The following is a 17,075-nucleotide window of genomic DNA, read 5'->3' on the forward strand; positions in this document are numbered from 1 at the left end:
TATTCCTCCTTTCCGTGGTTTTACAATTCAATATCTGCGCTGATTAAACAATGTTGTTCTTTATTTTCATCTATAACAATCAAAAAGCCACTGTTATCAATGTCTAGCGCTTCACCAAAGAATTGTTTGCCATTTTCAGTGAATCTTAATTGTTTATTCCAAATATTTGAGGCAGCAATATATTCTTCACGTATAGATGAAAAAGGTGTATTGAGAAATTGTGTATAACGCTGCTCTATGTGATTAACCAAAGCCTGTAAAAAATAATAACGATTTACTTTTTCACTTGCATGTATGCGAACACTTGTAGCCTTTTGGGATAAATCTTCAGAGAAATCTTCAGGCAAGTGATTCATATTGATACCAATACCGCAAATTACCGCTTCAATGCCATCACTGTTTGCTACCATTTCTGTTAAAAAGCCACATACTTTCTGGCCTTTAATATAGATATCATTTGGCCATTTAACTTCCACCTGTTCATTACTAAACTGTTGTATAGCATCTCTTATTCCTAAAGCCATAAATAAATTAAACTTAGTTATCATATCGAAGGCAACGTTAGGTCTTAGTACAATAGACATCCATAAGCCTTTGCCTTTAGATGAAGACCAAGGTCTGTTAAAACGGCCTTTACCTTTTGTTTGTTCATCGCTTAATATTAAAAATGTATCATTATTCCCAACTAATTTTTGTTTAGCAAGTAATTGTGTGGATTCAGTGGTTTCTAATACCTCAACGTGTTCGAAGACGTTTTGTTCTTTAATCATCGGTAGCACAATGCCACTATACCATTTTTCTGGTAGTTGAATTAACCGATGCCCTTTGTGATTAATCGATTCAACTTTGCATCCTTCTATTTTCAATTGATCAATAACTTTTTTTACAGCTGTACGTGAAATAGACAATTGTTCAGCGATGAATTGACCTGAAATATATTCAGGTTGATATTGATATAACATTTGGATAACATCTTTACTATATTTTGACATGCCTTTTCACCCACTCTATTAAATCTTCTTTAATGTTTTTGACGTCACCAGCTATGACGGCACATTCAATTTGGCGTAATGCTATTTTTACCCATGCGCCACTAGGTGCATCCATCGTTTGTATCAAATCTTTCCCATTAATATTTAACTCTTTTCTAGAAATGATAGGTAATTGCTGAACTACTTCATTAATAGTTATTGTATTTATTATTAATGGAGAAATAGTCACAATGTCATTATGATTGATTACATCTAAATAGGTTAACACTTGTAGTATATCTTCTTTCCCATAATCGTAAACAAATAATTTCAATGCATCTTTATCATGAACTTGTGGCATATAACGTACTAATTGTTCTAGCCTGTGAATACGCCTTTTGTCATTATTACTTATTTTCAATGCCGCTAGTTTTCCATCAATGGCTGGTTGTTGTACTTTTAATAAAGCAACAAACATTTCGAAAGGCAGAGGCATTTCTAGCATAAATCGCGAGATATCATATTCTTTAAAGAAAGGAATGTACTTAAATGCTTCAAAATCCTTCAAATTAGAAAAGCTTTGGGCAACATAACGACCTAATGTTAATTTTTTAAGTTCTACGATAATACGTTCAATGGATAGATGCGCGATATCGGCGATGTGTGCATACATACCTTCATAGGTCTCTTTTTCCAAAGAGAATCCAAATTGAGATTGAAAACGTAATCCTCTAATTATACGTAATGCATCTTCATTAAAACGTTCATCTGCTTTACCCACTGTTCTAATGATGCGATTTTGTATATCTTTTTGGCCTTCAAAATAATCATGTATCTGATAATCAATATCCATTGCGATTGCATTCATTGTAAAGTCTCTTCGTTTAACGTCTTCGTATAAATCTCTTACAAAAAACACTTCATTTGGTCTACGGTGATCGTCATATTCACCTTCAGCTCTAAAAGTAGTTACCTCGTATTGATCATTGTTGTAGACGACATTAATCGTGCCATGGTCCCTACCGATGGGAATGGTTTTATCAAAGATTGATTCAATTTCATCTGGGGTTGCACTGGTTGTAATATCAATATCATGTATTTCTTTATCCATAATATAGTCTCTCACTGAACCGCCTACAAAAAAAGCTTCAAATTGATGTGCTTGCAGTTGTTTTAAAATTGGTTTGGCTATTTCGAATAATGATTTAGTCATTGTTACCCTCTAACATTTTTTTGTAATAATACTCATATTGGTCAGCGATTAAGTCTGATGAAAAACGTGCTGCCACGTCCTCTAACATACGCGATTGCATCGTTTTATATAAATCATTATCAGTTAATAATTTTATGGCATATTCATATGCAGCATCACTATCACCGATGTCCACAATAAAACCAGTTTCTTCATGTTTAATGACCTCTTTAATCCCACCGGCTGTTGAACCAATAGGTACCACGCCAGACTTCATAGCCTCAAGCAAGGTCAGCCCAAAACTTTCTTTTTCACTTAATAATAATACTAAATCTGAAATTTGATAAAATTCGCTCACCCAATCTTGTTTACCTAGGAATAATACGGAATCTTCAACTGAGAGTTCACGCGCTTTTTCTTTCATATCCATGAGTTCAGGCCCATCACCCAATAACAATAATTTAGAAGGCAATGTTTTGTGAACCTTTGCAAATGTATCGAGTATGGTATCAATACGTTTCACTGTTCTAAAGTTAGATACATGGATTAATACTTTTTCTTCCGGTTTGATACCATAACACGCTTTTAATTCCTCACTTTGAGTCGTTGGTTGGTCTGATTTTGTTGGAAATTCATTCTCTCTGACAAAATTATAAATAGGAATGATCTCTTTGTCTGTTTCTATAATATCATTGGTTTGTTGTGCTAAAGATTTACTGACACTAGTCACTATATCACTTTCTTCGATACCAAATTTAATCGCATTTTTTAATGAATGGTCATAACCTAATACAGTGATGTCTGTACCGTGTAAAGTGGTCATAATCTTAATGTTCTCATTACCGGACATATGTTTTGCTAAAATTCCACAAACCGCATGAGGTACTGCATAGTGCATATGTAATATGTCTATATCGTATTCGTTAATAACTTCAGCGATTTTTGTACTTAATGTAATATCATATGGTGGGTATTGAAAGACAGCATATTGATTTACTTCAACTTGATGGAAAGTAATATTAGGTAATGGTTTACGTATCCTAAAAGGAATATTAGATGTTATAAAATGGATATCATGGCCCCGTTCAGCGAGTTTGATTCCTAACTCAGTAGCAATAATTCCAGAACCACCCATGGAAGGGTAACAAGTAATTCCGATTTTCATAAGGTGGAACACCCTTTCTCTATCTTTTAATTATTTTCGTTCAAAACGATTTTTATCACGTGTATTAAATTTATTCATAGTTTCATTAAAACTATCAGTCATGTCTATATCTAAGGAATTGGCAATACATAATAAAACGAATAAATTATCACCCAATTCAGCTTTAATTGTATTTTCAGCTTCTGATGTTTTTTTCTTTTTTTCACCATAATAATGATTGATTTCTCTAGATAGTTCCCCTACTTCTTCAGTGAGTCTTGCAAGGTTGGCTAATGGAGAGAAATAACCTGTTTTAAATTGACCAATATAGTCATCAACTTCTTTTTGCATATCATTTATTGATTTCATATTTATACGCCTCACATTCTAACAATATCTTATATAGTATAGCTTAATTTTAGGCTTCATGCATTATTCCTGCAACAGTTAAACACTATAGGCGTTTGTTAGTTATATTAATGATTGATTTGAGTTGTAGGATTATTCTAAAAATAGAAAATGAATGTATATAGATTATCGCAAAGTGCATGATGATTTGTAAGAAATAAAATCTAACATTTCAATACATAAAAAAACATCCTATTGTTATAAACAATAGGATGTTAAGACATTATTCACTTGATCTAGCAATAAGAATAAAGCGTGCAAGTTCTGCTAAAGCGACTGCTGTTGAAGCAACATAAGTCATTGCTGCAGCTGTAAGTACTTTTTTAGCATGGCGATATTCATTTTCGTTCACAATGTCTAAACTTTGAATTTGTTTCATTGCTCTACTACTTGCGTTAAATTCTACGGGTAGTGTAACAATCGAGAACAATACGGCAAAGGACATAAACGCAATACCTATCCAAAGTGCTGTAGAACCTAATGTGCTTTGTAAACTTGTTAAAATAATACCAGCAAACACTGCTAAGTAACCAATAGAGCTACCTATGTTAGCGAGTGGTACTAATGACGTTCTAAATCTTAAGAAGAAATATCCTTGTGCATGTTGTATTGCATGTCCCACTTCGTGAGCTGCAATCGCAGTACCAGCAACTGATGGTCTACTAAAGTTAGCCGGTGATAGTACAAGTACTTTTTTTCTAGGATCATAATGATCAGTTAGAAAACCTTTCCCTTCGATGACATCGACATCATAAATACCGTTTGCATGTAATATTTCTAGGGCAACTTCTTGCCCTGTCTTACCACTTGTTGATCTTACTTGTGAATATTTTTCATAATTAGATTTCACTTTGTGCTGTGCCCATAGAGGGAGTACCATTAAAATAACAAAGTATACTATCATATAGATAAAAGACAAAAATCCTCACTCCTTTATTAACATTTTACTGTGAACGTTAATGATGGTCAAATATTTTAGACTTTTTAAATCGAGTTAAATATAAATATAATACTAATGGAATGACACTTAATACAAATGCAAGATAAGCTACACTTTCCAAATGACTACCAATAAAATCGTAAAATGGATATTGCATAAATACATAGTCAATCATGTCGTTGTGGAAAACCCAAATCATAGCAACTATAAAGGCAGGCCCTGTTATTTTAAATCGTGGATAAAACAAGAATCCTTCCAATGCCATTATACCATGAGATAAAATAAGCATACATCCAATCATTGTTACTGAATCATATTGAATAAACATCACGATATTCATAATAACTGCCCAAATACCATACTTTATGAGTGATACAAAGGCAAGTGCTTCTATTATTGAGAAGTTTTTGCCAATGATGAAGCCTACTATTGCAATACATAAGAATAGTGATGCTGTTGGGCTATCTGGAACAAATGGTATAAATTGCCAACTTGTGACTTTTAATTGTGTACCATACCAAATATAGCCATAAATAGTCCCTAATATATTACAAATAAGCAGAAAATAAATAATGATTTTGTGATAAATAATCATATGCCATAGCGATGTTAGGTTCATAGTGTCAATCCTTTGTCGTTATATTTACATCTCTTAATTTAAAAGTATTAAGGATTTGAGATAGTTGATAAAATAATTCTTTATCATGTAATTGTAAACTTAAATCAATATTCTCTTGTAAGTGCTTAATAATAGAAGATTCACTTTGCTTTGTTAACGGTATACTATAAATATCTTGCATATACATTGCATAATAAGGAGAGTTTAATAATTGTGCTAATAATAACTCATCAAGCCTAGACTCTCTATGCTGATTTTCATTAAAATATATCTTAATATCGAAAGGTACAGATTGACTTACAACAAAATTGAAAATCTCATCAGTATTTATAAGTTGCTTATCTTTAAGTGTGAGCTTGATACCTTGTTTATCGGTATCAATTACAGCAATTTCTAATGTGTTGTGGCTTGAAATGACTTCGTCAACAAAGTGTATTTGTTGTAAAGCATCTAATGAGCTTTTAATATAATTTAATATCCACACACTAATCCGCGACTTGAAGTCATAATGAAAAAGTATATATTCAATAAATGTTACTTTAGTTTGTTGTAATTGCAATGTATCAGTCAATCTATTCGCCTTCCTTATTTAGAAAGATTGTAACCTTTCAGATTCATCATGCCATGTTTCATTACTTGGTTCAATCTCAAGCAAGTTGTTTAAAATCACTTTCCCTTGATCAATCTGACCGATTTCAATAAGGTAGAAATAGTAGTCACTTAAAAAGGCAGATTGTGTTTGTAGCGTTGGAAAAGCTAATTCATAGAAGTGTTGTGCTTCTTTATCACGTTCTTCATGACCTAATGCATAAGCTAAATGCCACATGAAGACTGGGTCTAAGTCTTCTTCATCGACATATTGTAACAATCCTATTAATGCTTCATAATCTTCTTCTTGTCTATATAAATCACTTAAAATGAGTAATGGTTCTTGGTATGCATTATCAACTTCTAACGCTTGAATTAATAATTGTACGCCTTCATTAGCATCACCATGCTCGATTTCTATACTACCGGTAGATACCATTAATTCTTTATAGAATTGACTTAATCTTAAACCTTCTTTACCAATCTCTATAGCATCAGCATGATTATGTTCATTTTCATAGAGTTGCTGTAAATAGAAGTAACCTTGTAAGAAATCTGGATCTTTGGATAATAATGATTGGATAAGCTTAATGGCTTCTAAAGTTAATTCATTTTTTTCATAAGCGATAGCTTTTTTCAAGTAATCTTCTGAATCCATCTCGTCTTCATTAATCTCATCAAACATTTTAATTGCATCACTGTAGTTACCACTCTGCAAACTACAATCCGCTAAGCGTGAAAAGAGATTAATACCATTTACTTCATATTCACCTGTTTCAAGCACTGTTTCATATTCAGAAGTAGCTCGTAAATATTGTCCATCATAATAAAGTATTTCTGCTAAAGCAAAATGAATGATCGGATCGTTAGGTTCGATTTCTATTGCTTCACTTAATTTATCAATTGCAACTTCTAACATATTTAATTGTTGATATAAATCCGCTTCTAACATTAAACGTTCTGTCGATAATTCTACTTCGTTTAAATATTCTAAAGCCTCATCAGTTTGATTTTCAGACATTAAACCTTCGATGAAATAAATTAATAATTCACTTTCATCAGGATATTTATGGTATAACGTACGGAACACTTCAAGTCCTTGAGGCATTAAACCATAATTATATAACGTTTCACCAAGTACAAAAAGCGCATCATCGTTTGGTGAACTCAACGCTTCATTTACACGTGAATCTAAGTTATCTAATTTTTGCAAGTTGATATCATCTATAAGTTTGTAGATATCTTCCATACTTTTTATCCCTCATTTTCTAATTGTTTTAGCTTAGGTAAGAAACCTGGGAAGGAAACGTTAACTGCATCAAATTGATTAATTGTTAAAGTCTCATCGGTTAATAAGGACGTTATGGCTAGCATCATTCCAATACGGTGATCAGTAAAGCTATCCACTGTTGCAGTTTGTTCTAAGGCAGATGGATGTATAACCATACCGTCATTGGTAGGCTGTAATGTAAAACCTAATAAATTTAACATATTCGCAGTTGTGTCGATACGATTTGTTTCTTTAACTTTCAATTCTTCAGCATCTTTAATAATACTCGTAGCATTGGCTTGAGTACATAAAAGTGCAATGATTGGAATTTCATCAATTGCTCTCGGTACTAAGTCACCATCGATATGAGTAGCCTTCATATTCGGTGAGTATTGTACACGAATAGACGCTGTAGGTTCCGGACCATCAGTTTGATTAAATAACGTAATATTCCCTTCCATTTGTGTCACGATATCAATAATACCTGAACGAGTCGTATTAACGCCAACATTGTGAATTGTAATATCACTGCCTGGTGTAATCAAGCCAGCTACTATGAAATAAGCAGCAGAAGAGATGTCTCCTGGAACATGAAAATCAGCAGGTTGTATATGTTCAATACCGTTAGCTGGCATTGAAATTGTAGATGCCTCTGTTTTTATAGGAATATTAAAGTGTTTGAACATTGTTTCGGTATGATTTCTTGTTGTATCTTTTTCTTTAATTGTTGTAGTTTCTTCAGCAAACAAGCTTGCAAATAAAATTGCACTTTTAACCTGTGCACTGGCAACTTCCATTTCATATGAGATGCCTTTTATCTTAGCTGGTTTAATGATTAATGGTGTGAAATTATCGTTAATGCCATTAATATTCGCTTGCATGAGCCTCAATGGCTTCATAATTCTGTCCATGGGTCTTTTACCAATGGATTCATCACCAGATAAGACGGTCTCTATCCCAAGACCACATAATAAGCCAGCCACTAATCGTGTTGTAGTACCTGAATTACCGGTATACAACACTTGATGAGGTGTATTAAATTGTTTATAACCAGGTGAAGTTATAACAATTTTATCTTCATTAACTGAGATGTCTACACCTAACAGTTTGAATATTTCTACAGTGCGTAAACAATCTTCTCCAAGAAGCGGTTTGTATATCGTGGAAGTACCAGTAGCTAAAGAACCAAGTATGATTGCCCGATGTGTCATAGACTTATCACCTGGAACTTCTAACTCACCTATTAATGGACCATTTATATCAATCGTTTTACTATTTACCATTTAAGCCACCTACTTTTTAAAATATGTTAGTAATGTTGTGTATGCTTGTAGAAGTGCCTCTTTATCTACATGTTTTACTACAGGATGACCAATGCCATCTAATAACACCATTTGTACACCTTGTTGATCATTTTTCTTATCTTTGAGCATTAAATGATAAAGCGTTTCGAAGTCGAAAGTATTTATAATGTCTAAAGGATAATTTAAAGCACTTAAATAATCGATGTAGTGCGCAATGTCAAAATCTTGATTGAGTTGCTGATTAGCTACAATGAATTGGTAAATCATACCAATCATTACTGCGTGGCCATGTGGAATTTTAAACGTATATTCTACAGCATGGCCGAATGTATGCCCTAGATTTAAGAATTTACGTACATTAGTCTCTTTTTCATCCTTGATAATAATATTAAGTTTAGTTTCGATACCTTTAAATATATAATATTCTATTTCATTTAGTGATGCTAAAGCAGTGGCATTTGGAAATTGTGTTTCTATATTTCGCACTGCTTCTGCACTACTTAATAAGGCATGTTTATATACTTCAGCATAACCGCTTAAAACTTCAGAGTATGGTAAAGTGTCTAAAAAGTTCAAATCATAAATGACAGCTTTAGGTCTATAAAAAGCGCCAATTAAATTTTTACCATGTTTAGAATTAATACCAACTTTACCACCAACACTAGAGTCATGCGCAAGAATTGTTGTAGGGACTTGTATAAAATCAACACCACGTAAAAGTGTTGCAGCAAGAAAGCCTGTAAAGTCTCCAGTCGCTCCACCACCAACAGCAATTAGGCACGTATCACGAGTCAATTGTTTACTTAATAATGTTTCCATCATTTCTTCATAAAAACTAAATGACTTGGTTGTTTCCCCTGAAGGAATGACGAGCTTATGTGCGCCATATTCTGTAGTTATAAATTCTAATGTGCTTTTCCAATTAATATCTACGGTAGCGTCGACAACTAAGACTATATCTTGATAACCTTCAATATAATTGTGTAGTTGATCTAGCGCTTGATGTTCTACAACAATTGGATAGTTGTTTGATTTATAAGTAGTTTCTAATTTCATCATTTCACCTAATCACTTTATTGATTTTAAATACAAATTAGTATTCTATGTTTAATAAGCGTTGTTCATCAATTTGTTTTTTTAATTGATCGATATGATTTGAATGGAACTCTTCTAAAATAGCTTTTGCAATTTCAAATGCCACTACATTCTCTACAACTACACTAGCTGCTGGTACTGCACAACTATCAGAGCGTTCTATTGAAGCTTTAAATGATTCTTTAGTATTAATGTCAACTGAATTTAATGGTTTGTATAGTGTTGGGATAGGTTTCATTACACCATTTACAACAATAGGCATACCATTGGACATACCACCTTCAAATCCACCTAAGTGATTCGATCCTCTGTAATAACCATGTGATTCATCATAAAGTATTTCATCTTGTATTTCACTACCAGGTTTTTCTGCAGATCTAAATCCTTCACCGAAACTTACACCTTTAAATGCATTAATGCTCACAACGCCTTGGGCGATTCTGCCATCTAGTTTACGATCATAGTGGACATAGCTTCCAATACCTACTGGCACGCCTTCAATTACAGTTTGTACCACGCCACCAATAGTATCTCCGGCTTTTTTAGCAGCGTCTATCTTGTCACGCATTTGTTGTGCGACTTCATCATTTATTACACGAACATCATTTTTATCGATGTTCGATTTAATAGTTTCAATGTCGTACTCTACGTCATCTTTAATACCACCAATTTCAACGACTCTACTATATAAATTAATATCAAGTTGTTTTAATAGAATTTTTGATACTGCCCCTACTGCAACACGTGCTGCAGTTTCTCTAGCAGATGAACGCTCTAACACATTTCTTAAATCTCTGTGATTATATTTCATGCCCCCAATTAAGTCAGCATGGCCAGGACGTGGTTTAGTGATTACACGTTTCATGTTTTCTTGATCTTCTTCACTAATAGGATTTGCGCCCATAATATTCTTCCAATGTGTAAAGTCATCATTAGTGACAACAAGTGTGATTGGACTTCCTAATGTATAACCATTACGTACGCCTGAAACAATCTCTACACTATCTTTTTCAATTTGCATACGTCGACCTCTGCCGTAGCCGCCTTGACGTTTAAACATTTCTTCATTAATTTCTTCTACTTTAATCTCTAAATTTGCTGGTACACCTTCAATAATAACTGTTAACTGTGGTCCATGTGATTCCCCAGAAGTTAAATATCTCATACTTTACCCACTCCGTTCTTTAGTACTTTAAATTGTTATATGTTCTATATCTTATCATATTCATTTAAGCAAATTAATAGAAAAATTAACAAATCATAAATCTTATGAAAATTCTATCATTTTATCTATCTATAAGTGTAACATTTGTAGTTTCATTTATAATATAAACAAGAGATTTTAATATGGTTGAGAACTTTTTTAATTAACTATTTAAACACATAAGTGATATTTACGCAATCGGCTAGTAACATTGTTTTTTACACTTCGGATAAATGCTTAAGTATTTCGAAATTTTAACATATAAAAAAACAAACTGATATGGATTATTAATATCCAACCAGTTTGTTTATACTTATTATTAAAATAGTTGCTTGTTATGCAATCTATGTATGATTAATTTATTCGTATAACCATGCTTCACGTGATTCTGTATAATCACTTAACTCTTCAGGTTTAAACCAAAGTTTAATTTCTTTATTTGCAGATTCCACTGAATCAGAACCATGTATGATATTTCTACCAACTGTTAAGCCTAAGTCTCCTCTAATTGTTCCAGGTGTGGCTTCAGATGGGTTTGTCTTACCAATGATGTGACGTGAAATATTCACAGCATCTTCAGCTTCAACCACCATTGCAAAAACGGGTGCAGATGTAATGAATTCAATCAGATTATTGTAGAATGGCTTTTCTTTATGTTCTGAGTAATGCTCCTCGGCTAACGATTGAGGTACAGTCATAAATTTTCCGCCTACTAATTTTAGTCCCTTTTGTTCTATACGAGAAATAATTTCTCCTACCATATTACGTTGAACCGCGTCCGGTTTGATCATTAGAAATGTTCTTTCCATTGTGTGTTTATCCCCCTGTTTTATGTATCAATATTAAACGATGTCGTTATACTCAATAAATATGTATCAATATAAAACAACTATCAGATACATTAATATACTAACAGGTAATTAAAGCGCTTTCAACGCTTTTCACACAACTTACACATTTCTTTTGCCAACTTTTTTAATCAGTTTTTTGAATAGTACTTTTGCGCTATCATTTTCTAACTCATCAATTAGGTTTAAAGCTTTATCTAAATACTTATTACTAATACTTAGGCATTGTTGAATGACATCAGATGATCTAACTGTGTCAATACAGTATTTAAACGTTTCTGGGCTACTATTAGGATTTAATTGTTGTATCTGCTGTTTAAACGCACTATTTTTTTTCATTTCTAATAAAACAGGTAATGTAATATGACCATTCATCAAATCACTGCCCACAGGTTTACCTAATTGCTTTTCTGTACTTGTAAAATCTAATATGTCATCTACAATTTGAAAACTCATACCAATGTAATGACCAATCATTTTTAGATTATGGACAGTTTTAATATCAGCACCAGAAGCGATGGCACCTACTTCAGTAGATAATTGAATCAGTAATGCTGTTTTCCGATTAATTCTACGTAGGTAATTAGTGATAGACTGATGCCCGTTGAATTGATCCTGGAACTGAAACAACTCCCCCATGCACACATCTATAATTGAATTAGATATAATTGTATGAACACGATTATCTTCAATGCCTGATATATGTTCAAGTCCTAAAGCGAGTAAGAAATTACCAGTTAGTATAGCTGTGCTTTGATTCCATTTTTTAGCAATAGTAAGTCTACCGCGACGCTTATCACTTTTATCAATGACATCATCATGCACCAAAGTTGCCATGTGTATGAGTTCTAAAGCTACTGCAACACGGTATACATCTTCGTTCATTTCTTTACCAAATTGACTACTTAAAATTGCAACAGCAGGTCTAACGCGTTTTCCTCCTGAAGAAAATAAATGAAAGGCAGCTTCTTCAAGCACTTTATCTTCGCTTTTTATAGCCTGCTCTAATCGTTTTTCGATTTTTTTTATTTCGCTATTCATATTTAACTTTGACACGCTAATCACCTTTGGTTGATTCATTTTTATTTATAGCCAAGGTGCATTGCTGCAACGCCACCTGTAAAGCTACGGACTTTGATATTACTGAAACCTGCTTGTGTAAAGAGTCGTTTTAATTTTTCCTTACCAGGAAAATCAAACGTTGATTGTTGTAACCACTCATATTCATCTTTTGATTTGGCGAAAATCTTGCCAAAAATCGGCATTACAAATTTAAAGTATAGTTTGTATAATTGTTTGAAAACAGGTGTTGTAGGCTGACTTGTTTCTAAACAAACGACCATGCCTCCTGGCTTAAGTACTCTATTTAATTCTTTGAGTGTAGCTAGGTAATCAGGCACGTTTCTCAAACCAAAGCCAATAGTTACATAATCGAATTCATTATCTTCAAAGGGTAGATTCATTGCGTCACCATGAACAAGTTTTATATTGTCCATATCTTTAGTCTTTTCTTTACCCACTTCTAGCATGTTCTCACTGAAGTCAACGCCAGTAACTTCGCCATTGGGACCAACAGCTTTACTAAGTGAGATCGACCAATCAGCAGTGCCACAGCATACGTCTAACGCTTTACTACCTGGCTTGACGTTCATTTCTTTCATAACACGCTTTCTCCATGTTTTGTGTTGTTCAAAGCTAATAATATTATTAAGGCGATCATATTTACCTGATATATTCTGGAAAACATTATGTACTTGTTCTTTCTTTGCTTTATTATCTGCCATTTCAATTACCTCTTTTTTATATTATTTCAGATGCTATACCATCTAAAAATGATTGTATTTCTGTTTCAGTATATTCACTTAAGTAAGAAGGGGGATTTTCTTTTAAATTAGCTATTAATTTATGATTTATTTCTTGTATATTAGCATCAGGTATGTAGCGTTGAATAGTCACAATTGGAAATCTATTTTCCAATTTTAAAATACTATCGCCCATTCGACTTTGGCTTATGTTGCCATTTTGAATAGATGATTTAATTTCGTTTATTTCAACTATGGCTGAACTAATTTTTTTTTGAAATGTTAAGTCATTTAATTTTGCTAATAATGTATAAGAATGCGCACTCAACAAGTCACCAATTAAAATGGACTTTTTAGACGATAATGTCACAGAGACTTCGTCTAAATGGCGCATTGCAGTATCTATTGTGAGGCAAGCTAGTTTAGCTTCTTCAGGAATATCATATGAATCAAGTATCTGACTTAAAATTCTATTGATATATATTGATTCATAATGATTCACACCGCTAAGTCGCTGTGCTATTTGTTTTTCTAATATGCTTAATGTCGTTTCCATGTTCACACCTCACGTTATTATCCATATACATATTAACATTATATAGAGAAAATTAAAATCAACGAAGATTAAAGTTATAAATATTTATGTTATGTGTTCCAAAGGGAAAAGTTTATATTTGATTTGTTGTATGTATGCTTCGTTCGAAAAATTTATGATTATTGAATATGTAATATGTTAGTTATGTACATCGTTATACCGAATCATATCATATTAATATAAGGGATATGTAAATATATTAAAGTTCTGTAGTTAAAAAAGGAATATAAAAAGAAAAAGCCCCTTATAAAAGGGCTTTACTTTAAGTAAAGAATTATTTTACTGCGTCTTTTAAAGCTTTACCAGCTTTGAATGCTGGAACTTTGCTTGCAGGGATATCAATTTCTTTACCAGTTTGTGGATTACGGCCTTTACGTGCAGCGCGTTCGCGTACTTCGAAGTTACCGAATCCAATTAATTGTACTTTTTCACCTTTAGAAAGTGATGATTGAATTGATTCGAATACTGCATCAACAGCTAAACCAGCTTCTTTTTTAGTTAAGTCAGCTTGTTCAGCAACAGCATTGATTAAATCTGTCTTGTTCATTATGAATTCACCTCCCCTAGGGTTTATAATGATATTATAATCATTATGCTATGACTTTAACACAACGATTACTGCTACTGCAACGATTTATGTGTAAAAAACGTTGAAATAATGGGATTTAGATGCCAAATTGTTATATATTTTTTAAATTGTGTAATAATACCTTTTTATTCTGCTTTTTTTCCGCGTCCCATTAAATCTTTGACACTTTCAGTAACGGGTCTATTTTCGAATAAAACGCTGTAAAGCGCTTCAGCGATAGGCATTTCTACACCCTGTTCTTTTGCTAAGTGATAAACAGATTTCGTTGTATACACACCTTCTACTACCATATTCATTTCATTTAGTGCTTCATCTAAAGATTTACCTTCACCTAACTTATATCCTAAAGTGAAATTTCTTGAATGTGTGGAAGTACATGTAACAATTAAATCACCAATGCCTCCTAGGCCTAAGAAGGTAATCGGATCTGCACCTAATTTTTCGCCTAAACGACTAATTTCTGCTAATCCTCTTGTCATTAAGGCAGCTTTAGCATTATCACCAAAGCCCATACCTGTGATAACTCCACTAGCGACAGCTATAATATTTTTAAGTGCTCCACCTAATTCTACCCCTACAAGATCATCATTAGTGTAAACACGTAAATAATCATTCATGAATAAATCTTGCGTTAATAGACTTACCTCAGCATTTTTAGAAGAAGCAGCAACCGTTGTTGGTTGTTTAATCACTACTTCTTCCGCGTGACTAGGTCCTGATAACACGCCAATACCCGCGTTATGAGCTGGCGATATAGAATCTTCTAACATCTCTGAAACACGTTTGAACGTATCATTTTCAATCCCTTTTGCTACGTGTATAAATGTTTTTTTAGATGATAAAAGTGCATCGATTTCAGTGGCCACTTCTCTCATTGCTTTTGTTGGCAATGCCATTAAATATATTTCTGAAAAATGCGTAGCTTTATTTATATCTAAAGTAGCTTCAATTGATACATCAAGTTTCGCTTGTTTCAAGTATTTACTATTCATATGTTGTTCATTAATTTCTGAAACAGTGTGTTCATTTTTCCCCCACATAAGTACTTGATGCCCATTTTCTGCTAATACATTAGCTAGTGCTGTACCAAAACTTCCTGTGCCAAAGACTGTAACTTTAGTCATTAAATCCCCTCCGTTAACTAATTTCTTTTTCTCGGTATAATATGCACTGGTGTGCCTTCAAATCCAAATGCTGCTCTGATTTGATTCTCAAGATAACGTTTATAAGAAAAATGCATTAATTCTACATCGTTTACAAACACTATAAATGTTGGTGGCTCTATCGCTACCTGTGTAGAATAGAAAACGTTAAGTCTTCGACCTTTATCAGTTGGTGTTGGATTCATTGAGATAGCATCAGTTACTACTTCGTTTAACGTTGAACTTTGCACACGTTTTTTATGATTTTCACTAGCTTGTTGAATATATGGGAATAAAGTTCTCAATCTTTGTTTTTCTTTTGCAGAAACAAAGGCAACTTCAGCGTAATCTAAAAACTGAAATTCTTTACGAACTTCATCTTTAAATTTCTTCATAGTATTTGTGTCTTTATCAACTGTATCCCATTTGTTAACTACTATAACTATTGCTTTACCTTCTTCATGAGCATATCCAGCTACGCGTTTATCTTGTTCAATGATGCCTTGATCAGCATCAATAACAACTAAGATCACATTTGAACGTTCAATCGCCTTTAAGGCACGTAAAACAGAATATTTTTCTGTATTTTCATACACTTTACCTTTTTTACGCATTCCCGCAGTATCAATTAATACGTAATCTTGCCCATCATAACTATATTCAGTATCCACAGCATCGCGTGTTGTGCCAGCTACGTTTGATACGATTACACGGTCTTCACCGAGTATTGCATTTACTAAGCTAGATTTACCAACATTAGGACGTCCAATAATGGACAAACGGATTGTATCGTCATCATAAGGGTCTTCTTCTTCTTCTTTAAAGTGTTTAACTACTTCATCTAGTAAATCACCTAAACCTAATCCATGTGACCCAGAAATTGGATAAGGGTCTCCAAAACCAAGTGAATAAAAATCATAAATTTCACTTCTCATTTCTGGATTATCTACTTTGTTTACTGCTAAAACAACTGGTTTCTTTGATTTATATAGCATTTGTGCTACAACTTCATCACTTTGTGTCAATCCTTCTCTTACATTCACCATAAATATAATTACATCAGCTTCATCAATTGCGATTTCTGCTTGAGCTTTAATTTGTGTTTGGAATGGTGCATCTCCAATTTCAATACCACCTGTATCAATAACATTGAAATCATGTGTTAACCATTCACCTGATGAATAAATTCTATCACGAGTCACACCTGGTGTATCTTCTACTATAGATACACGTTCACCTACGACTCTGTTAAAAATTGTTGACTTACCCACATTGGGCCTGCCTACAATTGCTACTATAGGTTTAGTCATAACTAACTTCCTCTCTTATTTAATCTCTATAATTCTATCATAAGGGGTATGTAA

Annotated in this window: 18 protein-coding genes; all 18 read right to left on the reverse strand. The window is 33.1% G+C overall.

Annotation, left to right across the window (positions count from 1 at the left end; translation table 11 throughout):
• Positions 1–20: 20 nt before the first annotated feature.
• The 18 genes from BK821_RS09360 to der all read right to left on the reverse strand — a co-directional run bounded on the left by BK821_RS09360 (position 21) and on the right by der (position 17,021).
• Positions 21–992, reverse strand: coding sequence for a biotin--[acetyl-CoA-carboxylase] ligase (locus BK821_RS09360; RefSeq protein ID WP_046837391.1), 972 nt, complete (start codon positions 990–992; stop codon positions 21–23).
• Positions 979–2,184 carry a CCA tRNA nucleotidyltransferase gene (locus tag BK821_RS09365; protein ID WP_071331592.1) on the reverse strand — a complete coding sequence of 402 codons (1,206 nt, stop codon included), beginning with the start codon at positions 2,182–2,184 and terminating at the stop codon, positions 979–981. The genes BK821_RS09360 and BK821_RS09365 overlap by 14 nt, the downstream gene beginning before the upstream one ends.
• Positions 2,177–3,328 (reverse strand): N-acetyl-alpha-D-glucosaminyl L-malate synthase BshA, encoded by a 1,152-nt coding sequence (gene bshA / locus BK821_RS09370; protein WP_071331593.1) that lies wholly within the window; start codon positions 3,326–3,328, stop codon positions 2,177–2,179. The genes BK821_RS09365 and bshA overlap by 8 nt, the downstream gene beginning before the upstream one ends.
• 30 nt (positions 3,329–3,358) lie before the next feature.
• A complete protein-coding gene (locus BK821_RS09375) occupies positions 3,359–3,676 on the reverse strand; it encodes a nucleotide pyrophosphohydrolase (RefSeq protein WP_071331594.1) in 318 nt (105 codons plus the stop codon).
• 262 nt (positions 3,677–3,938) lie between these two features.
• On the reverse strand, positions 3,939–4,634 hold the full coding sequence (locus BK821_RS09380) for a zinc metallopeptidase (RefSeq protein WP_046837387.1): 696 nt from the start codon (positions 4,632–4,634) through the stop codon (positions 3,939–3,941).
• 37 nt (positions 4,635–4,671) lie between these two features.
• Complete coding sequence (locus BK821_RS09385) at positions 4,672–5,274, reverse strand: DUF1405 domain-containing protein (protein WP_046837386.1); 603 nt, start codon at positions 5,272–5,274, stop codon at positions 4,672–4,674.
• Between the two features lie 4 nt (positions 5,275–5,278).
• Complete coding sequence (locus tag BK821_RS09390) at positions 5,279–5,845, reverse strand: YpiB family protein (protein WP_046837385.1); 567 nt, start codon at positions 5,843–5,845, stop codon at positions 5,279–5,281.
• A gap of 18 nt (positions 5,846–5,863) precedes the next feature.
• The gene (locus BK821_RS09395) at positions 5,864–7,111 is read right to left on the reverse strand and encodes a tetratricopeptide repeat protein (protein WP_046837384.1); all 1,248 of its coding nucleotides are present in this window, start codon (positions 7,109–7,111) and stop codon (positions 5,864–5,866) included.
• A 5-nt stretch (positions 7,112–7,116) separates the two neighbouring features.
• A complete protein-coding gene (gene aroA, locus BK821_RS09400) occupies positions 7,117–8,415 on the reverse strand; it encodes a 3-phosphoshikimate 1-carboxyvinyltransferase (protein ID WP_071331595.1) in 1,299 nt (432 codons plus the stop codon).
• Between the two features lie 9 nt (positions 8,416–8,424).
• Complete coding sequence (gene aroB, locus BK821_RS09405; protein WP_046837382.1) at positions 8,425–9,492, reverse strand: 3-dehydroquinate synthase; 1,068 nt, start codon at positions 9,490–9,492, stop codon at positions 8,425–8,427.
• 37 nt (positions 9,493–9,529) lie between these two features.
• Positions 9,530–10,696, reverse strand: coding sequence for a chorismate synthase (gene aroC, locus BK821_RS09410; protein ID WP_063410262.1), 1,167 nt, complete (start codon positions 10,694–10,696; stop codon positions 9,530–9,532).
• Positions 10,697–11,094: 398 nt separating this feature from the next.
• Entirely contained in the window at positions 11,095–11,544 is a 450-nt protein-coding gene (gene ndk, locus BK821_RS09415) for a nucleoside-diphosphate kinase (protein WP_046836479.1), read from the reverse strand.
• 141 nt (positions 11,545–11,685) lie between these two features.
• Positions 11,686–12,639, reverse strand: a complete 954-nt coding sequence (locus BK821_RS09420; RefSeq protein WP_169746233.1) for a polyprenyl synthetase family protein — start codon at positions 12,637–12,639, stop codon at positions 11,686–11,688.
• A 26-nt stretch (positions 12,640–12,665) separates the two neighbouring features.
• Positions 12,666–13,367: a demethylmenaquinone methyltransferase gene (locus BK821_RS09425; protein ID WP_046836481.1), complete on the reverse strand. Its 702-nt coding sequence runs from the start codon at positions 13,365–13,367 to the stop codon at positions 12,666–12,668.
• Positions 13,368–13,383: 16 nt separating this feature from the next.
• The gene (locus BK821_RS09430) at positions 13,384–13,941 is read right to left on the reverse strand and encodes a hypothetical protein (protein WP_046836482.1); all 558 of its coding nucleotides are present in this window, start codon (positions 13,939–13,941) and stop codon (positions 13,384–13,386) included.
• A gap of 313 nt (positions 13,942–14,254) precedes the next feature.
• Positions 14,255–14,527: an HU family DNA-binding protein gene (locus BK821_RS09435; RefSeq protein WP_002483248.1), complete on the reverse strand. Its 273-nt coding sequence runs from the start codon at positions 14,525–14,527 to the stop codon at positions 14,255–14,257.
• Positions 14,528–14,694: 167 nt separating this feature from the next.
• Positions 14,695–15,693, reverse strand: a complete 999-nt coding sequence (locus tag BK821_RS09440; protein ID WP_046836483.1) for an NAD(P)H-dependent glycerol-3-phosphate dehydrogenase — start codon at positions 15,691–15,693, stop codon at positions 14,695–14,697.
• A gap of 17 nt (positions 15,694–15,710) precedes the next feature.
• Positions 15,711–17,021, reverse strand: coding sequence for a ribosome biogenesis GTPase Der (gene der / locus BK821_RS09445; RefSeq protein ID WP_046836484.1), 1,311 nt, complete (start codon positions 17,019–17,021; stop codon positions 15,711–15,713).
• Positions 17,022–17,075: the final 54 nt, after the last annotated feature.

The organism is Staphylococcus sp. LCT-H4 (assembly GCF_001866145.1).
GTDB classification, from domain to species: Bacteria; Bacillota; Bacilli; order Staphylococcales; family Staphylococcaceae; genus Staphylococcus; species Staphylococcus succinus.